At 72.3% G+C, this 15,004-nt stretch carries 10 protein-coding genes; 6 read left to right on the top strand and 4 right to left on the bottom strand.

What is annotated here, in order from left to right; genetic code table 11:
- Positions 1-4: 4 nt before the first annotated feature.
- The gene (locus ACTOQ1_RS14635; protein WP_440067410.1) at positions 5-130 is read right to left on the bottom strand and encodes a hypothetical protein; all 126 of its coding nucleotides are present in this window, start codon (positions 128-130) and stop codon (positions 5-7) included.
- A gap of 66 nt (positions 131-196) precedes the next feature.
- Complete coding sequence (locus tag ACTOQ1_RS14630) at positions 197-4,837, bottom strand: HAD-IC family P-type ATPase (RefSeq protein ID WP_440067408.1); 4,641 nt, start codon at positions 4,835-4,837, stop codon at positions 197-199.
- Positions 4,838-4,918: 81 nt separating this feature from the next.
- On the opposite strand from ACTOQ1_RS14630, the gene ACTOQ1_RS14625 reads away from it, so the two are divergent.
- Positions 4,919-6,130, top strand: coding sequence for a hypothetical protein (locus ACTOQ1_RS14625; RefSeq protein WP_440067406.1), 1,212 nt, complete (start codon positions 4,919-4,921; stop codon positions 6,128-6,130).
- A gap of 454 nt (positions 6,131-6,584) precedes the next feature.
- Here ACTOQ1_RS14625 and ACTOQ1_RS14620 read toward each other — a convergent pair whose 3' ends face one another.
- Positions 6,585-7,787, bottom strand: coding sequence for an acyl-CoA dehydrogenase family protein (locus tag ACTOQ1_RS14620; RefSeq protein WP_440067618.1), 1,203 nt, complete (start codon positions 7,785-7,787; stop codon positions 6,585-6,587).
- A gap of 82 nt (positions 7,788-7,869) precedes the next feature.
- Here ACTOQ1_RS14620 and ACTOQ1_RS14615 point away from each other — a divergent pair, with 82 nt between their 5' ends.
- The 5 genes from ACTOQ1_RS14615 (at position 7,870) to ACTOQ1_RS14595 (ending at position 13,276) form a co-directional block, all read left to right on the top strand.
- Entirely contained in the window at positions 7,870-8,523 is a 654-nt protein-coding gene (locus ACTOQ1_RS14615) for an HAD family hydrolase (RefSeq protein WP_440067404.1), read from the top strand.
- Between the two features lie 231 nt (positions 8,524-8,754).
- Positions 8,755-9,261: a DUF6912 family protein gene (locus ACTOQ1_RS14610; RefSeq protein WP_440067616.1), complete on the top strand. Its 507-nt coding sequence runs from the start codon at positions 8,755-8,757 to the stop codon at positions 9,259-9,261.
- Between the two features lie 141 nt (positions 9,262-9,402).
- Positions 9,403-10,035, top strand: a complete 633-nt coding sequence (locus tag ACTOQ1_RS14605) for an HAD family hydrolase (RefSeq protein ID WP_440067402.1) — start codon at positions 9,403-9,405, stop codon at positions 10,033-10,035.
- A 246-nt stretch (positions 10,036-10,281) separates the two neighbouring features.
- Positions 10,282-11,016, top strand: coding sequence for an HAD family hydrolase (locus ACTOQ1_RS14600; protein WP_440067614.1), 735 nt, complete (start codon positions 10,282-10,284; stop codon positions 11,014-11,016).
- A 265-nt stretch (positions 11,017-11,281) separates the two neighbouring features.
- Complete coding sequence (locus tag ACTOQ1_RS14595; protein ID WP_440067401.1) at positions 11,282-13,276, top strand: acetoacetate--CoA ligase; 1,995 nt, start codon at positions 11,282-11,284, stop codon at positions 13,274-13,276.
- Positions 13,277-13,388: 112 nt separating this feature from the next.
- Here the strand turns inward: ACTOQ1_RS14595 and ACTOQ1_RS14590 are convergent, their stop codons facing one another.
- On the bottom strand, positions 13,389-14,921 hold the full coding sequence (locus tag ACTOQ1_RS14590; RefSeq protein WP_440067399.1) for an FAD-binding oxidoreductase: 1,533 nt from the start codon (positions 14,919-14,921) through the stop codon (positions 13,389-13,391).
- Positions 14,922-15,004: the final 83 nt, after the last annotated feature.

Here is a 15,004-nt window from a genome sequence, read left to right as displayed (position 1 = left end):
CGGATCAGGCGAACTGGAGGTTGCCGGTCCTGGCCAGCGAGACGACGAGCGACTGGACGATGCGCGTGAGCAGGGCCTCGATCAGCATGACGGCGGCCTTCGCGAGCACGGTGGAGATGAATCCGGACATAGCAACCTCACAGGGAGAAAGGGGTCTTAAGGCGATAATTCATACCAAAGGAGTCTAAGTCACCAGTCATGAGGTTGCTATTTGGTGAACGTTCGGTGACGTTCCCTGCCTCGACGCCTGGAAGGCCACCCCCGCGGCCGTCGTGGTGGCGGCGCTCCCCAGGGCGACGGTCCACCCCACGGGCCCCAGGAAGTGACAGCCGAAGAACCGGCAGAGCCCCGGAACCGAGACGGCCATGCCCAGGACCCCCAGGGACAGAAGCGAGGCCAGCACCACCAGGCGGTCCCGGCTGCCCAGGGCCAGGGTCTGCAGCAACTGCGACGCCACGAGCGCGACCAGCCCCATGGAGTCCGCCCGCCCGCGCGTACCGGTCACCCGGCCGATCGCCCAGGCCAGGCCCGCCGCGCTCGCCGTGGTCGCGGCGCGCAGGTAGATGTCCCGGGTCAGGGAGGCGCCCAGCGAGGCCTCCGGACCCTCGTCCAGCAGCTTCTCCGGGCTGGTGGCCGCGGGCGGCCGGGAGGCCACTGCCATCGCGGGCAGCATGTCGGTGAGCAGGTTGACCAGCAGCAGCTGCCGGGCGTTCAGCACGTTCCCGCCGCTGATCAGGCTGGATCCGACCGCGAAGACGATCTCACCGATGTTGCCGCCGAGCAGGATGCTGAGGGCGTCGCGGACCGAGCCCCACATCGCCCTGCCCTCGATGATCGCGTCGACGATCGTCTCGATGCGGTCGTCGGTCACCACGATGTCGGCCGCCGCCCGCGCCGCCGGGGTGGCGCGGGACCCGAGGGCGATCCCCACGTCCGCGACCCGGATCGCGGGGGCGTCGTTGGCGCCGTCGCCGGTGACCGCGACGACCTTGCCGGTCCGGCGCAGGCAGCCGACGATCCGCGCCTTGTGCGCCGGGGTGGTCCTGGCGAAGACCGTCACGTCAGGCAACGCCTCCACCAGGGTGTCGTCGTCCATCTCGTCCAGCTCGGGCCCCGTCATGATCCGCCCGCCGTTCAGCACGTTCAGCTCGGCGCCGATCGCCTCCGCCGTGCTCGGATGGTCACCGGTGATCATGACGATGCGCACGCCCGCCCGCGTGAGGCGGCCGACGCTCTCCGCGGCCGTGGGCCGCACGGGGTCGGCCAGGCCGAGGAACCCGAGGAAGCACAGGTCCTGGATGCGGGACTCGTCGAGGTCGCGGCGGTCGGAGGCGGGGCGCTCCGCGACCGCGAGCACCCGGTAGCCCTGCCGGGCGAGCTGGTCGAGCTCCTTCTCGACCTCCGCCACGAGGTGGTCCGCGAGAGGGACCACCTGGCCGTCACGGAGGATGGACGCGCAACGAGTGACCACGATCTCGGGGGCGCCCTTGACGCTCAGCAGCGGGCCGGAGTCGCCCTTGCCGAGCACGGCGTGGTAGCCGCGTCCCGGCTCGAAGGGAAGCTCGTCGACCCGTTCCCAGCTCCCGGTCCCCTTCTCGGTCACTCCCAGCCGCTCGGCCCCCTTCAGCACGGCGCGGTCGGTGGGATGCGGGACGGGGCGCCCCTCGTCGTGCCGGGGGCACGCGCGCATCCCGGCGGTCACGATGTGCCGCAGTTCGGGCGTCAGGTCCTCCACGGTGCGCTCGTCCTGCACGTCCGAGACGCACCGCAGGCTGATGCGCCCCTCGGTGAGGGTTCCCGTCTTGTCGAAGCACAGGACGTTGACCCGGCCGAGGGCCTCGATCGTGGAGGGGTTGGGCACCAGGGTGTTGCGGGTCGACAGCCGCCGCGCGGAGGCGAGCTCCGCGACCGAGGCGACGAACGGCAGTCCCTCGGGTACGGCGGCGACGGCGAGGCTCACCGCCGGCGCGAGCGCCTGCGGCGCCGAACTGCCGCGCAGCAGGTCGGCGGCGAGCAGGACGACGCCGGACCCGACCGCGACCGGGAGGACCCGCCGGCTCAGCTCCCGCAGCCGCAGCCGCACGCCCGTGACCGGAGGCTGCTCCGCGGCGAGCCTGGCGGTCCTGGCCGTCTCGGTCGCCTCGCCCGCCGCGACCACCACGGCCAGCCCGCTGCCGGCCGCCACCGTCGTCCCCTCGTAGACCATCGAGGTCCGGTCGGCGATGGCGTGCGCGTTGACGGGCTCCGGTGACTTGGTGACGAGCTGCGACTCGCCGGTGAGGGCGGCCTCGTCGACCTCCAGGCCCACGGCCTTGAGCACGCGGCAGTCGGCCGGCACGGTGTCGCCCGCGCGCAGCTCGACCACGTCGCCGGGTACGAGGTCCTCGACGGTCGCGTTCGCCTGCTCGTGAGGGCGGGAGCCCGACTTCTCCTGAGGACCACGCCCGGGAGAGTGAGTCGCGCTCGCCTTCTCCTTCGCGCCCGCCTTCTCCCGGGGGCGGCGCAGCCGCACGGGAACCGCCACCGCCTCGGTCAGGCGGTGCAGTGCCCGGTCGGCGCTGTAGCGCTGGCCCCCTCCGATGAGCGCGTTGGCGAGGACGACCGTGCCTATCATCACCGAGTCCGACACCGAGCCGACCAGGGCCGACAGGCCCGCTCCGGCCGCCAGGACGGGGGTCAGCGGGTTGGCCAGTTCCGCGACGGACACGTGGAGCAGCGAATCGGGGCCCTGCGGTTCTCCCGATCCGGTGGCGGACCTGCGCCGCGCGGCCTCGGCCTCGCTGATCCCGCCGGCCGACGAGCCCAGCAGGGCCAGGACCTCCTTGGCGGGCATCGCGTGCCAGGGGGTCCGGTCGACCTGGGTCGGCGGAGCCTCTCGCCCGGCGTGCCAGCCCGCCCACCCGCCCGTGACGAGGGTGGCCAACGACGTGCAGCTGCTCGCGAGCTGCGCCTTGTGCTGTGACTCCTCCGCCGGGCCGAGGGTCGTCAACACGCCTCCGGCGGCGGTTCCCGCGGCGGTGAGCCACACGCAGCGCTCGCTCGTCTTCCTCGCCGGTCCCAGGCAGCTCAGGAGCAGGTGGACCTCCTCGAGCTCGGCGATCACGTCCGCGTCCCAGGGCACCCGGCCCGAGCCGCGCAGCACGCCTATGCCCAGGTCGGCCTGGGCCAGCGCGGCCATCCGGCGCGCCGACACCACGGCGACCCCGTGGCCGGCGGCCTGGAGCGTGCGGATCGACCGGGCCAGCCGGGAACCGCCCGGCACGGTCTCGTCGATGCCGAGCCGCAGGCCGAGTTCCGCGCCGCCCCCCGCGAGCGCCACGGCGCACGCGCCCTTGGCCGCGGCGACGATCGCGTCGGCCAGCGGGTCGACGCGCGGCGCCAGGCCGACCAGGGCGGCCGGAACGCCCTCCCTCGTCACGCGGACGGCCCGGATCCCCCGGGCCTCCCAATCCTCGGCGTCCTCCGTGACGAGCCCGGCCGGGCCCGCGAGGGGCTCGGCCTTCCACGTGTCGCGTTCCCGCCGCGCGCCGGGGTCGTCGACGTCGATCAGCGTGAGGAGCCGCGCGCGCAGCCCGTCGAGGCCCTCGCCGTTCGCGGAGTCCTCGTCGCCGAGGGGAACGATGCGGTCGATCTCCCACGAACCGGTGCCGAGCACGTCGGCGTCGAGGATGACCGTGTCGACGCCGTCCATGTGGCGCAGGGCGCGATCGTCGAGAACGATCGCGCCGCGTTTCGCCATGGCACGCCCGATCGCGGCGGCGAAGAACTCGCGGCCCAGTTTCGCGGCCCTGGGCGTCGTCGCGGTGAGCATGGCGACGGCACGCGCGTGGCCGTCGCTGAGAAGGTACGTCAGCCCGGACGCGCCGGCCGCCACCGGACTCGCGACGCGCTCCATCCGGTCCACGGGGCTGTGGGCCAGGGGCGCGGGACGTGGTTTCCCGGCCGCGCGGATGTGGCGGTAGGAACCCTTCCGCGACGCCAGTTCGTGCTGGCGCGCCTCCCAGGCCCGCCGCGTGTCGCGCGCCTCGATGTAGCGGCCGGCGGCGGTGGCCGACTGGATGAGCATCCCCATCCGGCGCAGCGCCAGCGTGTGGGTGATGATGCTCGCCGTCGTGAACAGGGTGACGGTGGCCGGGCCGCCGAGGTGGCGTTCCACCTCGTGGCGGACTCTCGGGGTGGACTCGGCCAGGCCGAGCAGGGCGGGAAAGATCGGCGGGATCGACGGTGCGCGCACCGCCTGCCCGGCGAACGCCATGCCCGCCCCGATCAGGCTCGCGCCGAGCCGGATGCCGGCGCGGGTCTGCCGTTCCACCAGCCTGGCGGTGTGGTGCTGCACCAGCATGGAAACGAGGGACCCCGGCTCCGGAGACGAGGCCTCGCCGGATTCGGCGTCCTCGTCCTCGTCCTCGTCCTCGGCGTCCGCGTCCTCTACGTCTTCTACGTCCTCGTCCAGCTCGTCGTAGCCGTCGGTCAGATCGTCGTCATCGTCGTCGTCCCCCAGGTCCCCGCCGTCGAGCGCGTCGACGATCGCCAGCAGCTTCTCCAGATCGATCGCCCCGGGGTCACCCCCCACGAAGACGGAGCTGAGTATCCCGTTGACCTCCGCCCGCTCGACCCCCTCGATCTTCAGCAGGGCGTTCTCCAGCCGCCGGGCCTTCGGTTCGCTGCCAGGCGAGCCGATCACGCGCAGATCGACATGGAGCCCTCCGGGACAGACCCGTTTGCCGCGCGAACGCGGCAGGGCGTTCATGACCGCGGCGGGCACGACCTTGATCGCACCGGGCACGACGTTCCAGAGGGTTTCCGCGGGCACGGACAGCAGGCGAGGCACGAACATTCAGATCTCCGGCAGGCAAGATGACGGGGCCGATCAGGCCGTGGTTACGCGCGGCCTGATCGGCCCCGTCGCTGCGATTACTTGGACGATTTCCCGCGGGCCGAACTCCTCGCCCGGGAGGCGGAGCCCGCGGTGCGGGAAGTGGACGCCGAAGATCGTGACGCGGACGTCGTGGCCCGGGACGCGGGCCTCGCGGTCCGCGGCGCGGGCTTCGTGGCCCGGGACGCGGGCTTCGTGGCCCGTGAACGCGAGGTGGACGTGGTGGTCCGGGAGCCGGTGCTCGCGGTCCGTGAGGTGGGGCTCTTCGCCCGGGACGTCGTGCCGGGCGTCCGGGATGTGGAGCTCTTGGTGCGTGGTGTGGCGCCGGTCGCCCGGGAGGCGACGGTGCCCGCCGCGCGGGTGGCGGTGCTCGCGGCGCGGTTCGCGGTGCCCGCGGCGCGGGTGGCGGTGCCCGCGGCCCGGTTCGCGGTGCCCGCGGCGCGGGTCGCGGTGCCGGCCGCCCGGGTCGCGGTGCGTGCCGCGGGTCTCGTGGTCCGTGAGGTGGTGCCTCCCGTGCGGGAGGTGGTGCTCCGGGTCCGTGAGGTGGGGCTCTTCGCCCGGGACGTCGTGCCGGTCGTCCGGGATGTGGAGCTCTTGGTGCGTGGTGTGGCGCCGGTCGCCCGGGAGGCGGCGGTGCCGGCCGCGCGGGTCGCGGCACCTACGGCGCGAGATGCGGTGCCGGCCGCCCGGGTCGCGGTGCGTGCCGCGGGTCTCGTGGTCCGTGAGGTGGTGCCTCCCGTGCGGGAGGTGGTGCTCCGGGTCCGTGAGGTGGGGCTCTTCGCCCGGGACGTCGTGCCGGTCGTCCGGGATGTGGAGCTCTTGGTGCGTGGTGTGGCGCCGGTCGCCCGGGAGGCGGCGGTGCCGGCCGCGCGGGTCGCGGCGCCCACGGTGCGAGATGCGGTGCCGGCCGCGCGGGTCGCGGCACCCGCGGTGCGTGACGCGGCGGTGCCCGCGGCCCGGGACACGGTGCTCGCGGCCTTGGAGGCGGTGCGTGACGCGGATGCCGCCGTACGGGACGCGGGTGTGGTCCGGGAGGTGGTGCCTCCCGCCCGGGACCTGGATGTCGAACCCGTCCTCCGGGACGCGGAGGTGGCCGTCGAAGACCCGGAAGCGGAGCTCGCGGGCCTGGAGACCGGACTCGACGACCGGTTCTTCCCGCGCGCACGCTGCGCGATCAACGTCCCGACCCCGATGGCCGCCGCTACCGGCCATTCGAGCAACCCCGCCACCGCGAGCGCGCCGAGCCCCCCGTAGTAGACGATGCGCTCAGCCGGAGGAAGGAACGACTTGGCCGTGTCAACGGCCTGTCCCGCCTCCTGCCTGCTGACGTGCGGCATGTGAACATGCGGTGGCCGCAGCTGCACGGTCAGCATCGGAAGTTTGAGCGTTAGCGAGTTGCCGTCCTGTTTCCTGCTTGCCTGGGCATGCGTGGTGGACGTTGCGGGTGTGGTCGGTCTCTGCGCCGTACGGGCGCGTGACCGGCTCGTCTGAGCTACTGCCATGATCCCTCCTCATGGGAACCGAGGGAAGGTGCAAATGGAGCCCGCAGGAGGTCGATCATGCCTTCTACGTGCGGTTATATGGCCCGAGTGCCATTCTCGTAATCTTCCTCGTATTGTGGCCGCGAAACGCGTAACGGCCGTTGAATCGGATGTTAGGGGATGAATCTCCAGCAGCCCGGACCGCTCGCTGTCCGTTTGGGGATGTTTTAGGAGAGGTACGGCTTGAGCTCGCGGCGGGCGACGGTACGGATGTGGACCTCGTCCGGGCCGTCGAATATGCGCATCGCGCGGGCCTGCGCGTACATCGTCGCGAGCGGGACGTCGTCGGACAGTCCCATGCCGCCGTGAACCTGGATGGCGCGGTCGATGACGTCGCACGCCATCCTCGGGGCGACCACCTTGATGGCGGATATCTCCGAGGCGGCCGCCTTCACGCCGACCGTGTCGATCATCCAGGCGGCCTTCAGGGTGAGCAGCCTGGCCTGCTCGATGGCGAGCCGCGACTCGGCGATCTGCTGCTGCACCACACCCTGCTGCGCCAGCGTCTGGCCGAAGGCCACCCGGTTGGCGGCGCGGGTGCACATCAGTTCCAGAGCGCGCTCGGCCATCCCGATGGCGCGCATGCAGTGATGGATGCGGCCCGGACCGAGCCTGGCCTGGGCGATGCGGAAGCCGTCCCCCTCCTCCGCGATGAGGTTCGCCGAGGGCACCCGGACGTCGGTGAAGACGATTTCCGAATGGCCGTGCTGCTCCTGGTAGCCGAAGAGCGGCAGGTGACGTACGACCTCGACGCCCGGGGTGTCCACCGGGACCAGGATCATCGACTGCTGGCGGTGCGGGGGTCCTTCGGGGTCGGTCTTGCCCATCACGATCAGGATCTCGCAGCGCGGGTCGGCCACCCCGGTGATGAACCACTTGCGGCCGTCGACGACGTACTCGGAGCCGTCGCGCCTGATGGAGGTGGCGATGTTGGTGGCGTCGCTGGAGGCCACCGCGGGCTCGGTCATCGCGAACGCCGAACGGATCTCGCCGGACAGCAGGGGCTTGAGCCACCGGTCCCGCTGCTCGGGCGAGCCGAACATGTGCAGGACCTCCATGTTCCCGGTGTCGGGGGCCGCGCAGTTCAGTGCCTCGGGGGCGAGGTCGATGGAGCGGCCGGTGACCTCGGCCAGGCTGGCGTAGTCGAGCACCGACATGCCCGACTCGGCGGGAAGGAACAGGTTCCAGAGGCCGCGTGAGCGTGCCTCGGACTTGAGCTCCTCCACCACCGGCGGCAGCTCGTGGTCGTCGTGCCCTCTGGTCCGGCGCCACGCGTGGTAGACCGGCTCCGCCGGATAGACGTGGGTAGCCATAAAATCGGTCAGATTGGCGAGGTATTCCTGCGCCGTGTCGCTGAGCGCGAAGTCCATGGCGGCCAGTTTGGCACCACCCCTTCTTCGGTCGTCCATCGGTCCGCACCTAACCTGGAACCCGTTCCATCAAGGAGGACAGATGCTGAAGGGCGTGCTGATCGACTGGGGTGGCGTGCTCACCGTCGATCTTGCCGAGGCGACCGCCGAATGGATCGTCGCCGAGAGCCTCGACGAGGCCCACTACCGGAAGGTGATGCGCGAGCTCATCGTGCACGCGTACGAGAACGGCGAGAACGCTGCGAACGGCGAGAACACGATCCACGCCCTGGAGCGCGGAGAGATATCCGCCCTGGACTTCGAACGCGACCTGGCGGCCAGGCTGATCACGACGGACGGCGTGCCGCCGGTCGCCGAGGGGCTGCTGAACAGGATGTTCTCCCGCTTCCACCGGGTCGAGCCGATGTACGCGATGCTCCGTGAGGCACGTGCCGCGGGGCTGCGCACCTGCCTGCTCTCCAACTCCTGGGCGAACGAGTATCCCCGCGACGGCTGGGAGGACTTCTTCGACGAGGTCGTCATCTCGGGAGAGATCGGCATGCGCAAGCCCGAGCCGAGGATCTTCGAGCACGCGCTCGGCAGGATCGGCCTGGCCGGGGAGGAGTGCGTGTTCGTCGACGACATCGAGGCCAACATCGAGGCCGCCCGGCGGCTCGGCATCGTCGGCGTGCACCACCGCGACCCCGAGCTGACCATCACCGAACTGGAGACCCTGTTCCGGGTCACGCTCCGCTGACTCCCGGCCCGTCCGCCCGTCTCCCCGCTTTCTCGCTTTCCTCGCTCCGTCCACCGGGGCCGCTCGTCTCTCCGCTCCCCACCGGGTGCCGCCCGGTGGGGAGCGCGGCCGGGCCCCGGATCGTGTCGCTCCGCGCGGGTGGTATCACCGGGGGTCGCGGGTACTGGCACACTCGATGCGTGAATCGGCGCCGGAGCGGCGCCGATGTCGGAGAGACAGATCGAGGCATGGATGCGCGTCTACCTGCCGTGTACGCTCCCGGCGCTGGCCCGCGTGGCCACCGTGGGGGAGCTCGGCCCGGCCCCGCTGACCGGCTACGCGGTGACCCCCGCGTTGATCGAGTGGTACGTCTCGGGTGACACCGAGGAACTGGAGTACGTCGCCCTGACCGAGGCCGCCAGGGACTCCCTGCGGATGCTGGCCGCGGACCGCGCCGACGGGGTGGAGGTCGCCGCGCGGCGGGTGGTCGTCGCCGTCGACGTACCGGAGGATGACGTGAGCGCGAGCGCCGACCTGGAGGAGCGCGCCCGGGTGCGGCTCGCCGCGGCGGTCCCGCTGGGGCTGATCGCCGCGGTCCACGTGGACGACCCGTCGGCGGTGAAGGATGTCGAGGCCGCTCTCGCCGCGCTGCCCGCGGCCGACGGCGGCGACGACGACGCCCGCTTCACCGTGGACGGCGCCGAGGCCAACGAGCTCCTGTGGTACGCCACCCAGGAGATCCCCGACCTGGTCGGCTGACCTCCGCGCCGTGTCCTGAGCCCGGCGCCCTCACCCCCCTGGGCCTGGGGCGGTATCCCCGCGCCGCGAGCGCCCCGCGCGGGCCGGTCCCCCTGTCGCGGCGCCGCTCCGGCGGGGATTTTCGCTATTCTGGACGGCAATATGAGACACATTGTTTGGGATTGGAACGGCACGCTGTTTCACGACATCGACGCCGTCGTTGGTGCGACGAACGCGGTGTTCGAGCCGTACGGGCTGGGTTCCTATGACGCCGATCGCTTCCGCGCGGTCTACACGCGCCCGATCTGGGCCGCCTACGAGCGCATGCTCGGCCGTGCTCTCGAGGACGGCGAGTGGGAGAGGCTCGACCTCGGTTTCCACGAGAGCTACCACCGGCTGATGCTGGAGTGCGGGCTGGCCGCCGACGCCCTCTCCACCCTGCAGAGCTGGGAGCGCGCGGGAGGCAGGCAGTCGCTGCTGTCCATGTGGGCGCACGAGCGGCTGGTTCCCAAGATCGCGGAATTCGGCATCGACCACCACTTCACCCGGATCGACGGCCTGCGCAGCGCCTCCGGCGGGCACAAGGCCGAGTCGATGGTGGCCCACCTCGCCGCGCTCGGCGTCGACCCGGCCGACGTCCTGGTGATCGGCGACAGCCTGGACGACGCGCACGCCGCCCAGCACGTCGGGGCGCACGCGGTCCTCTACACCGGTGGCATGACCAGCCGGGCCGATCTGCTGGCCTGCGGAGTCCCCGTCGTCGACACCCTGGAGAACGCGCTCGACCACGCCTGACGGCCCGTCACGCGACCTCGCGGGAACGGCCCGTCACACGACGTGGTGAGTACGGCCCGTCACGCGATTCCGTGAGCACGACCCGTCATGTGACTCCGCGGGAACGGCCTGTCACGCGCTCTCGCGGGAACGGCCCGTCACGCGACCTCGGGAGAACCGGCAAACGGATCCTTTCGGTATCGAAGGCGGTCGCCGTGCGCTCAGGGCCTTACCCTGGGCATCCGCACCCATTCCGGGAGGCCCCCGATCAATCGCCTCGTCCTCTGGAACATCGACCTCACGCTGGTCGACGTGTCGATCGTCACCCGCGAGGCATACGCGGAGGCCTTCCGCGCTGTCACCGGAAGGCCCCTGGTCAAACTGACCCAGGCCAACGGGCGTCCCGATTCGGAGATCGTCTTCGAGATGCTCGCCATCAACGGGATCGTCGCCGGGGACGACCACCTTCCCCGGTTCCTCGACGCGCTGGCCGGGGCCTTCGGGGCGCGGCGCAAACGCCTGGCCAAGGACGGCCGGATGATGCCCGGTGCCCGCGACGCGCTGAAGGCCGTGGCGAGGCTCGACGGCGTGGTCCAGTCGGTGCTCACCGGCACGATCAAGAGCAACGCGGTGCACAAGCTGACCGCGTTCAGCCTCGACAAGCACATCGACTTCGAGATCGGCGGCTACGGCGAGGAGGTCTATCCCAAGGCCACCCTCCTGCAGGTCGCGCAGGGCCGCGCCAAGCGGAAGTACGGAGCGGTCTTCGACGGGCACAACACCGTGCTGATCGGCGACTCGGCCAGGGACGTCCAGGCCGCCAGGATCGCCGGAGCCGCGATCATCGGGGTCGCCTCGGGACGCTCCCTCCCGGCCGAGTTGCACGAGGCGGGGGCCGACGTGGTCCTGCCCGACCTCTCCAACCCCTCCGAGGTCGTCGCCGCCGTCGCCGGCCTCACCTCCCAGGCCCGGCGCGCCGGCCGTTTCCCGGCGGGCCGCTGACCTCCGGCCCTCGGCGGCCGTGCGAGGTGAGCCGTACGGGATGAGCCGTACGCGGTGAATAGTGTGAGGTGGCGCGAGGTAAATCGTGGCGAGCCGGGCCCGTCGCCGCTGATCGGTCCCACATGTCCGGCCGGGTTTCATGTCCGTGCTCGGCCGCCGCCGGTTCCCGGCGAGGGGCGCGTACGTGGCCGTCCCACACGGGGCGGCCGGAGGGTGTGTGGCCACGGGGGATGACATTCGGGTGGGGCGCCGAGAGGATGGGGCCATGGTTGAGGAAGGTGCGCCGCTCTGGGAGCCGTCCCCGGAGATCGTGAGGAACGCCAAGGTCACCCGTTACGCGGAGTGGCTGGGCCGGGCCGGTGACTACGAGTCCCTGTGGCAGTGGTCGGTCGACGCCCCGGAGGAGTTCTGGACGTCGATCTGGGACTACTTCGAGGTGGTGGGAGAGCGCGGTGAGGGGCCCGTCATGTCGGGGGAGATGCCCGGCACCGAGTGGTTCGCCGGGTCGACGCTGAACTACGCGGCCAACGCGCTGCGCCGGGCCGCCGCCGACCCCGGGCGGCTCGCGGTGATCTCCCGCGACGAGACGGGCGGGCGCGGGACGCTCACCCTGGGAGAGCTGGCCGAGGAGGTGGCGCGGGTCCGCACCGGGCTGGCCGCGCTGGGCGTCGGGCGGGGTGACCGGGTCGCGGCCTACGTGCCGAACGTCCCCGAGGCGCTGATCGCCTTCCTGGCGACCGCGTCCCTGGGCGCCATCTGGTCCTCCTGCTCGCCCGACTTCGGCGCGCCCAGCGTGATCGACCGTTTCACCCAGATCGAGCCGAAGGTGCTCGTCGCGGTCGACGGCTACGGCTACAACGGCAGGCGCTTCGACCGGAGCGAGGTCGTCCAGGACATCGCCGCCAAGCTGCCGACCCTGGTGGCGCGGGTCCGCATCCCGGCCCGAGACGCGCCCGGCGCGGACACCCCCGGCGCGGCGGACGCCCCGGAGCCCCGGGACGCGGCCGTGACCGGAGGCGGAGTCCGCACGGTGAGCTGGGCGGAGGTGCGCGCCGTCGCGGGACCGCTCGCCTTCGAGCCGGTGCCGTTCGGGCACCCGCTCTGGATCGTCTACTCCTCGGGCACCACCGGGCTGCCCAAGCCGATCGTGCACGGTCACGGCGGCGTGGTGCTGGAGCACCTCAAGGCGCTCTCCTTCCACCAGGACCTGGGCGAGGACGACGTCTTCTTCTGGTACACCACCACCGGCTGGATGATGTGGAACTACCTCGTCGGCGGCCTGCTGGTCGGCTCGACGGTGGTGCTCCACGACGGGGCGGCGACCTACCCGGAGACCGGCGCGCTCTGGCGGCTGGCCGCAGAGGAGGGCGTCACCTACTTCGGCACGGGGGCTCCGTACGTGATCGCGTCCATGAAGGCCGGCCTCGAGCCGTCCGGCCTCGAACGGCTGCGGGGGCTCGGGTCCACCGGCTCGCCGCTGCCGCCCGAGGGGTTCGCCTGGGTGCACGACGCGCTGCCGGAGGTCCAGCTCGGCTCGTTCTCCGGCGGCACCGACGTGTGCACCGGTTTCGTGGGCGCCGTACCGCTGCTCCCGGTCCGGGCGGGGGTGATCCCGTGCCGCTGCCTGGGCGCGAGGGTCGAGTCCTTCGACCCGTCGGGCGCGCCGGTGGTCGGCGAGGTGGGCGAGCTGGTGCTGACCCTGCCGATGCCGTCGATGCCGGTGATGTTCTGGAACGACCCCGACGGGTCCCGCTACCGCGACAGTTACTTCTCCGAGTATCCCGGCGTCTGGCGGCACGGCGACTGGATCAAGATCCTTCCCGACGGCGGCTGCGTGATCTACGGCCGCTCCGACTCGACCCTGAACCGGGGAGGTGTCCGGATGGGCACCAGCGAGTTCTACCGCGTGGTGGAGCGCTTCGAGGAGATCACCGACAGCCTGGTGATCGACACCGGCCAGCTCGGGCAGGAGGGCCGCCTGCTGCTGTACGTCACCATGGCCGAGGGGGCGACCCTGGACGACGACCTCGTCGCGCGCCTGCGCCGGGAGCTGCGGGAAGGTCTCTCCCCGCGTCACGTGCCGAACGAGATCATCGAGGTCCCGGGCATCCCTCGCACCCTCAGCGGCAAGAAGCTGGAGGTCCCCGTCCGCAAGATCCTCCTCGGGGTCGCTCCTACGATGGCCGCCAACCTCGACGCCATGGCCAACCCCGAGGTCCTCTCCCACTTCGTCCCGGGAGCCGACGTCACGCGGCACTGACCCCTCGTGGCCCGGCGGTCCCGGGGCGCCGGCCGCTCATGGGCCGGGGCCCCGGGACCGCCGTCCCGGGGAACCGCGTCCCGCGGACCCCGGCGGCCCGCGGCCTTTGGGGTCAGATCCCCTGGGGGAGGCGGAACAGGCGGCCGGGGTCGCGGGCGGCCTTGATCTGGGCGAGCCTGGTGGCGTTGCCCCCGTAGTAGGCCGCGCGCCAGCCGCCGAGCTCCGGGTCGACGTAGTTGACGTACGCGTGGTCGCCGAAGTGGGGCCGCATCGCCGCGTGCGCGGTCCTGGCCCAGCCGGCCGCTCCGGAGCGGTGGGCGTAGTACTGCACGCTGTAGAGGGCGGCCCGGTGCGGGAAGGCCGTGGCGTCGGGGCGGACCCTGGCGACCGCGCCGCCGAGGGCGTCCAGCAGCACGGTGTGCTCGCCGGGCCGGGCGACCTGGGCGACCAGGGCCCTGGCCCCGGCCTCGGAGAGCGGGCGGTAGGCCATGTGCGACTTGGCCTTGAAGGTGTCCCTGGACAGCCGCCCGCCCCGGGTCTGCCCCGGCAGGGAGCCGCCCAGGTGGCACTGGGTGACCGACAGCGAGCCGCAGCCCGCCATGGTCAGCATGGCCTGGCGGTAGGAGGTCTGCCGGACGGAGCTCGACGACGGCGACCCGGCCGCGTCGGCCAGCCTGTCGAGCAGTCGCTCGCAACCGGCCCTGCCGCCGAGGTAGAGCCCGACGACCTCCACGTCCGTCCCGCCGTCGCGGCTCAGGTGCATGCCCGACCACATGGCGTCGGGGGCCGAGGGCCCCCACGCCTGCCAGGCGCGCAGCGCCCTGACCGCTCTCGACCACGGCCAGTGCAGGAAGAACACCGTGACCTCGCGGGTGGGGTGGGTGCGGAACCCGAAGGAGACCGCGACGCCGAGGTTGCCCCCGCCGCCGCCCCGCGAGGCCCAGTACAGGTCGGCGTTGTGGTTCGCGTCGCAGGTCAGCAGCCGCCCGTCGGCCGTGACGATCTGGACCGACTCCATCACGTCGCAGGTCAGGCCGTACTTCCTGGAGACCACGCCGATCCCGCCGCCCAGCGCGAGCCCGCTCACCCCGACCGTGGCGCAGGTCCCGGCGGGGATGCTGACCCCGCTCGCGGCCAGCCTGTCGTAGACGTCGATCAGCTTGGCGCCCGCCCCGACGGTCGCCCGCCCCGAGGCGTGGCTCACCTTGCTCATCCGGGAGACGTCCAGGACCAGGCCGGTCCCGGTGGACCAGCCCGCGTAGGAGTGGCCGCCGGACCGTACGGCCAGCGGCAGCTTCAGCCGGCGCGCGAAGGCGACGCACTCGGCGACGTCGGAGGGGTTGGCGCAGTAGGCCACCCCCGAGGGCCGGACCGCGTCGAAGGCGGGGTTGAACAGCTTCCTGGCGCCGTCGTACGCGGCGTCGCCCGGCCGGACGAGCCTGCCCTCCAGCCCGCCGGCCAGGGCCCGCCAGTCGGCGGGCCGTGGCGCGCTCGCGGCGCCCCGGCCGGTCGCGCCGGTGATACCGGTGGCGTCGTGGCCGGTCGTGCCGGCGGCGCCCAGGGCGGGTGTGCCCTGAGCGCCCAGTGCGAGGGCGGCCAGGCCGCCGGTCCGAAGGAATGCCCGCCTGTCCGGAGGGGTCCGCATGTCTTCACTCCCCGAGGTTCGGTGTCACCTTCCCGATAGGACGACCGCACCACCCTTCCGGTTGGTCACATTCACATCACTCC

This window comes from Streptosporangium sp. OZ121, assembly GCF_051918885.1.
Lineage (GTDB): Bacteria > Actinomycetota > Actinomycetes > Streptosporangiales > Streptosporangiaceae > Streptosporangium.
Note: the sequence above shows the minus strand (reverse complement) of the source record. Positions and strands in the feature narration are given on the sequence as shown.

Coding starts and splice junctions, on each gene's coding strand:
- ACTOQ1_RS14615 (WP_440067404.1), top strand. CDS start 7,870: ATGCTGAAGGGCGTGCTGATCGACTGGGGTGGCGTGCTCACCGTCGAT.
- ACTOQ1_RS14630 (WP_440067408.1), bottom strand. CDS start 4,837: ATGTTCGTGCCTCGCCTGCTGTCCGTGCCCGCGGAAACCCTCTGGAAC.
- ACTOQ1_RS14610 (WP_440067616.1), top strand. CDS start 8,755: ATGCGCGTCTACCTGCCGTGTACGCTCCCGGCGCTGGCCCGCGTGGCC.
- ACTOQ1_RS14605 (WP_440067402.1), top strand. CDS start 9,403: ATGAGACACATTGTTTGGGATTGGAACGGCACGCTGTTTCACGACATC.
- ACTOQ1_RS14595 (WP_440067401.1), top strand. CDS start 11,282: ATGGTTGAGGAAGGTGCGCCGCTCTGGGAGCCGTCCCCGGAGATCGTG.
- ACTOQ1_RS14590 (WP_440067399.1), bottom strand. CDS start 14,921: ATGCGGACCCCTCCGGACAGGCGGGCATTCCTTCGGACCGGCGGCCTG.
- ACTOQ1_RS14635 (WP_440067410.1), bottom strand. CDS start 130: ATGTCCGGATTCATCTCCACCGTGCTCGCGAAGGCCGCCGTCATGCTG.
- ACTOQ1_RS14620 (WP_440067618.1), bottom strand. CDS start 7,787: ATGGACTTCGCGCTCAGCGACACGGCGCAGGAATACCTCGCCAATCTG.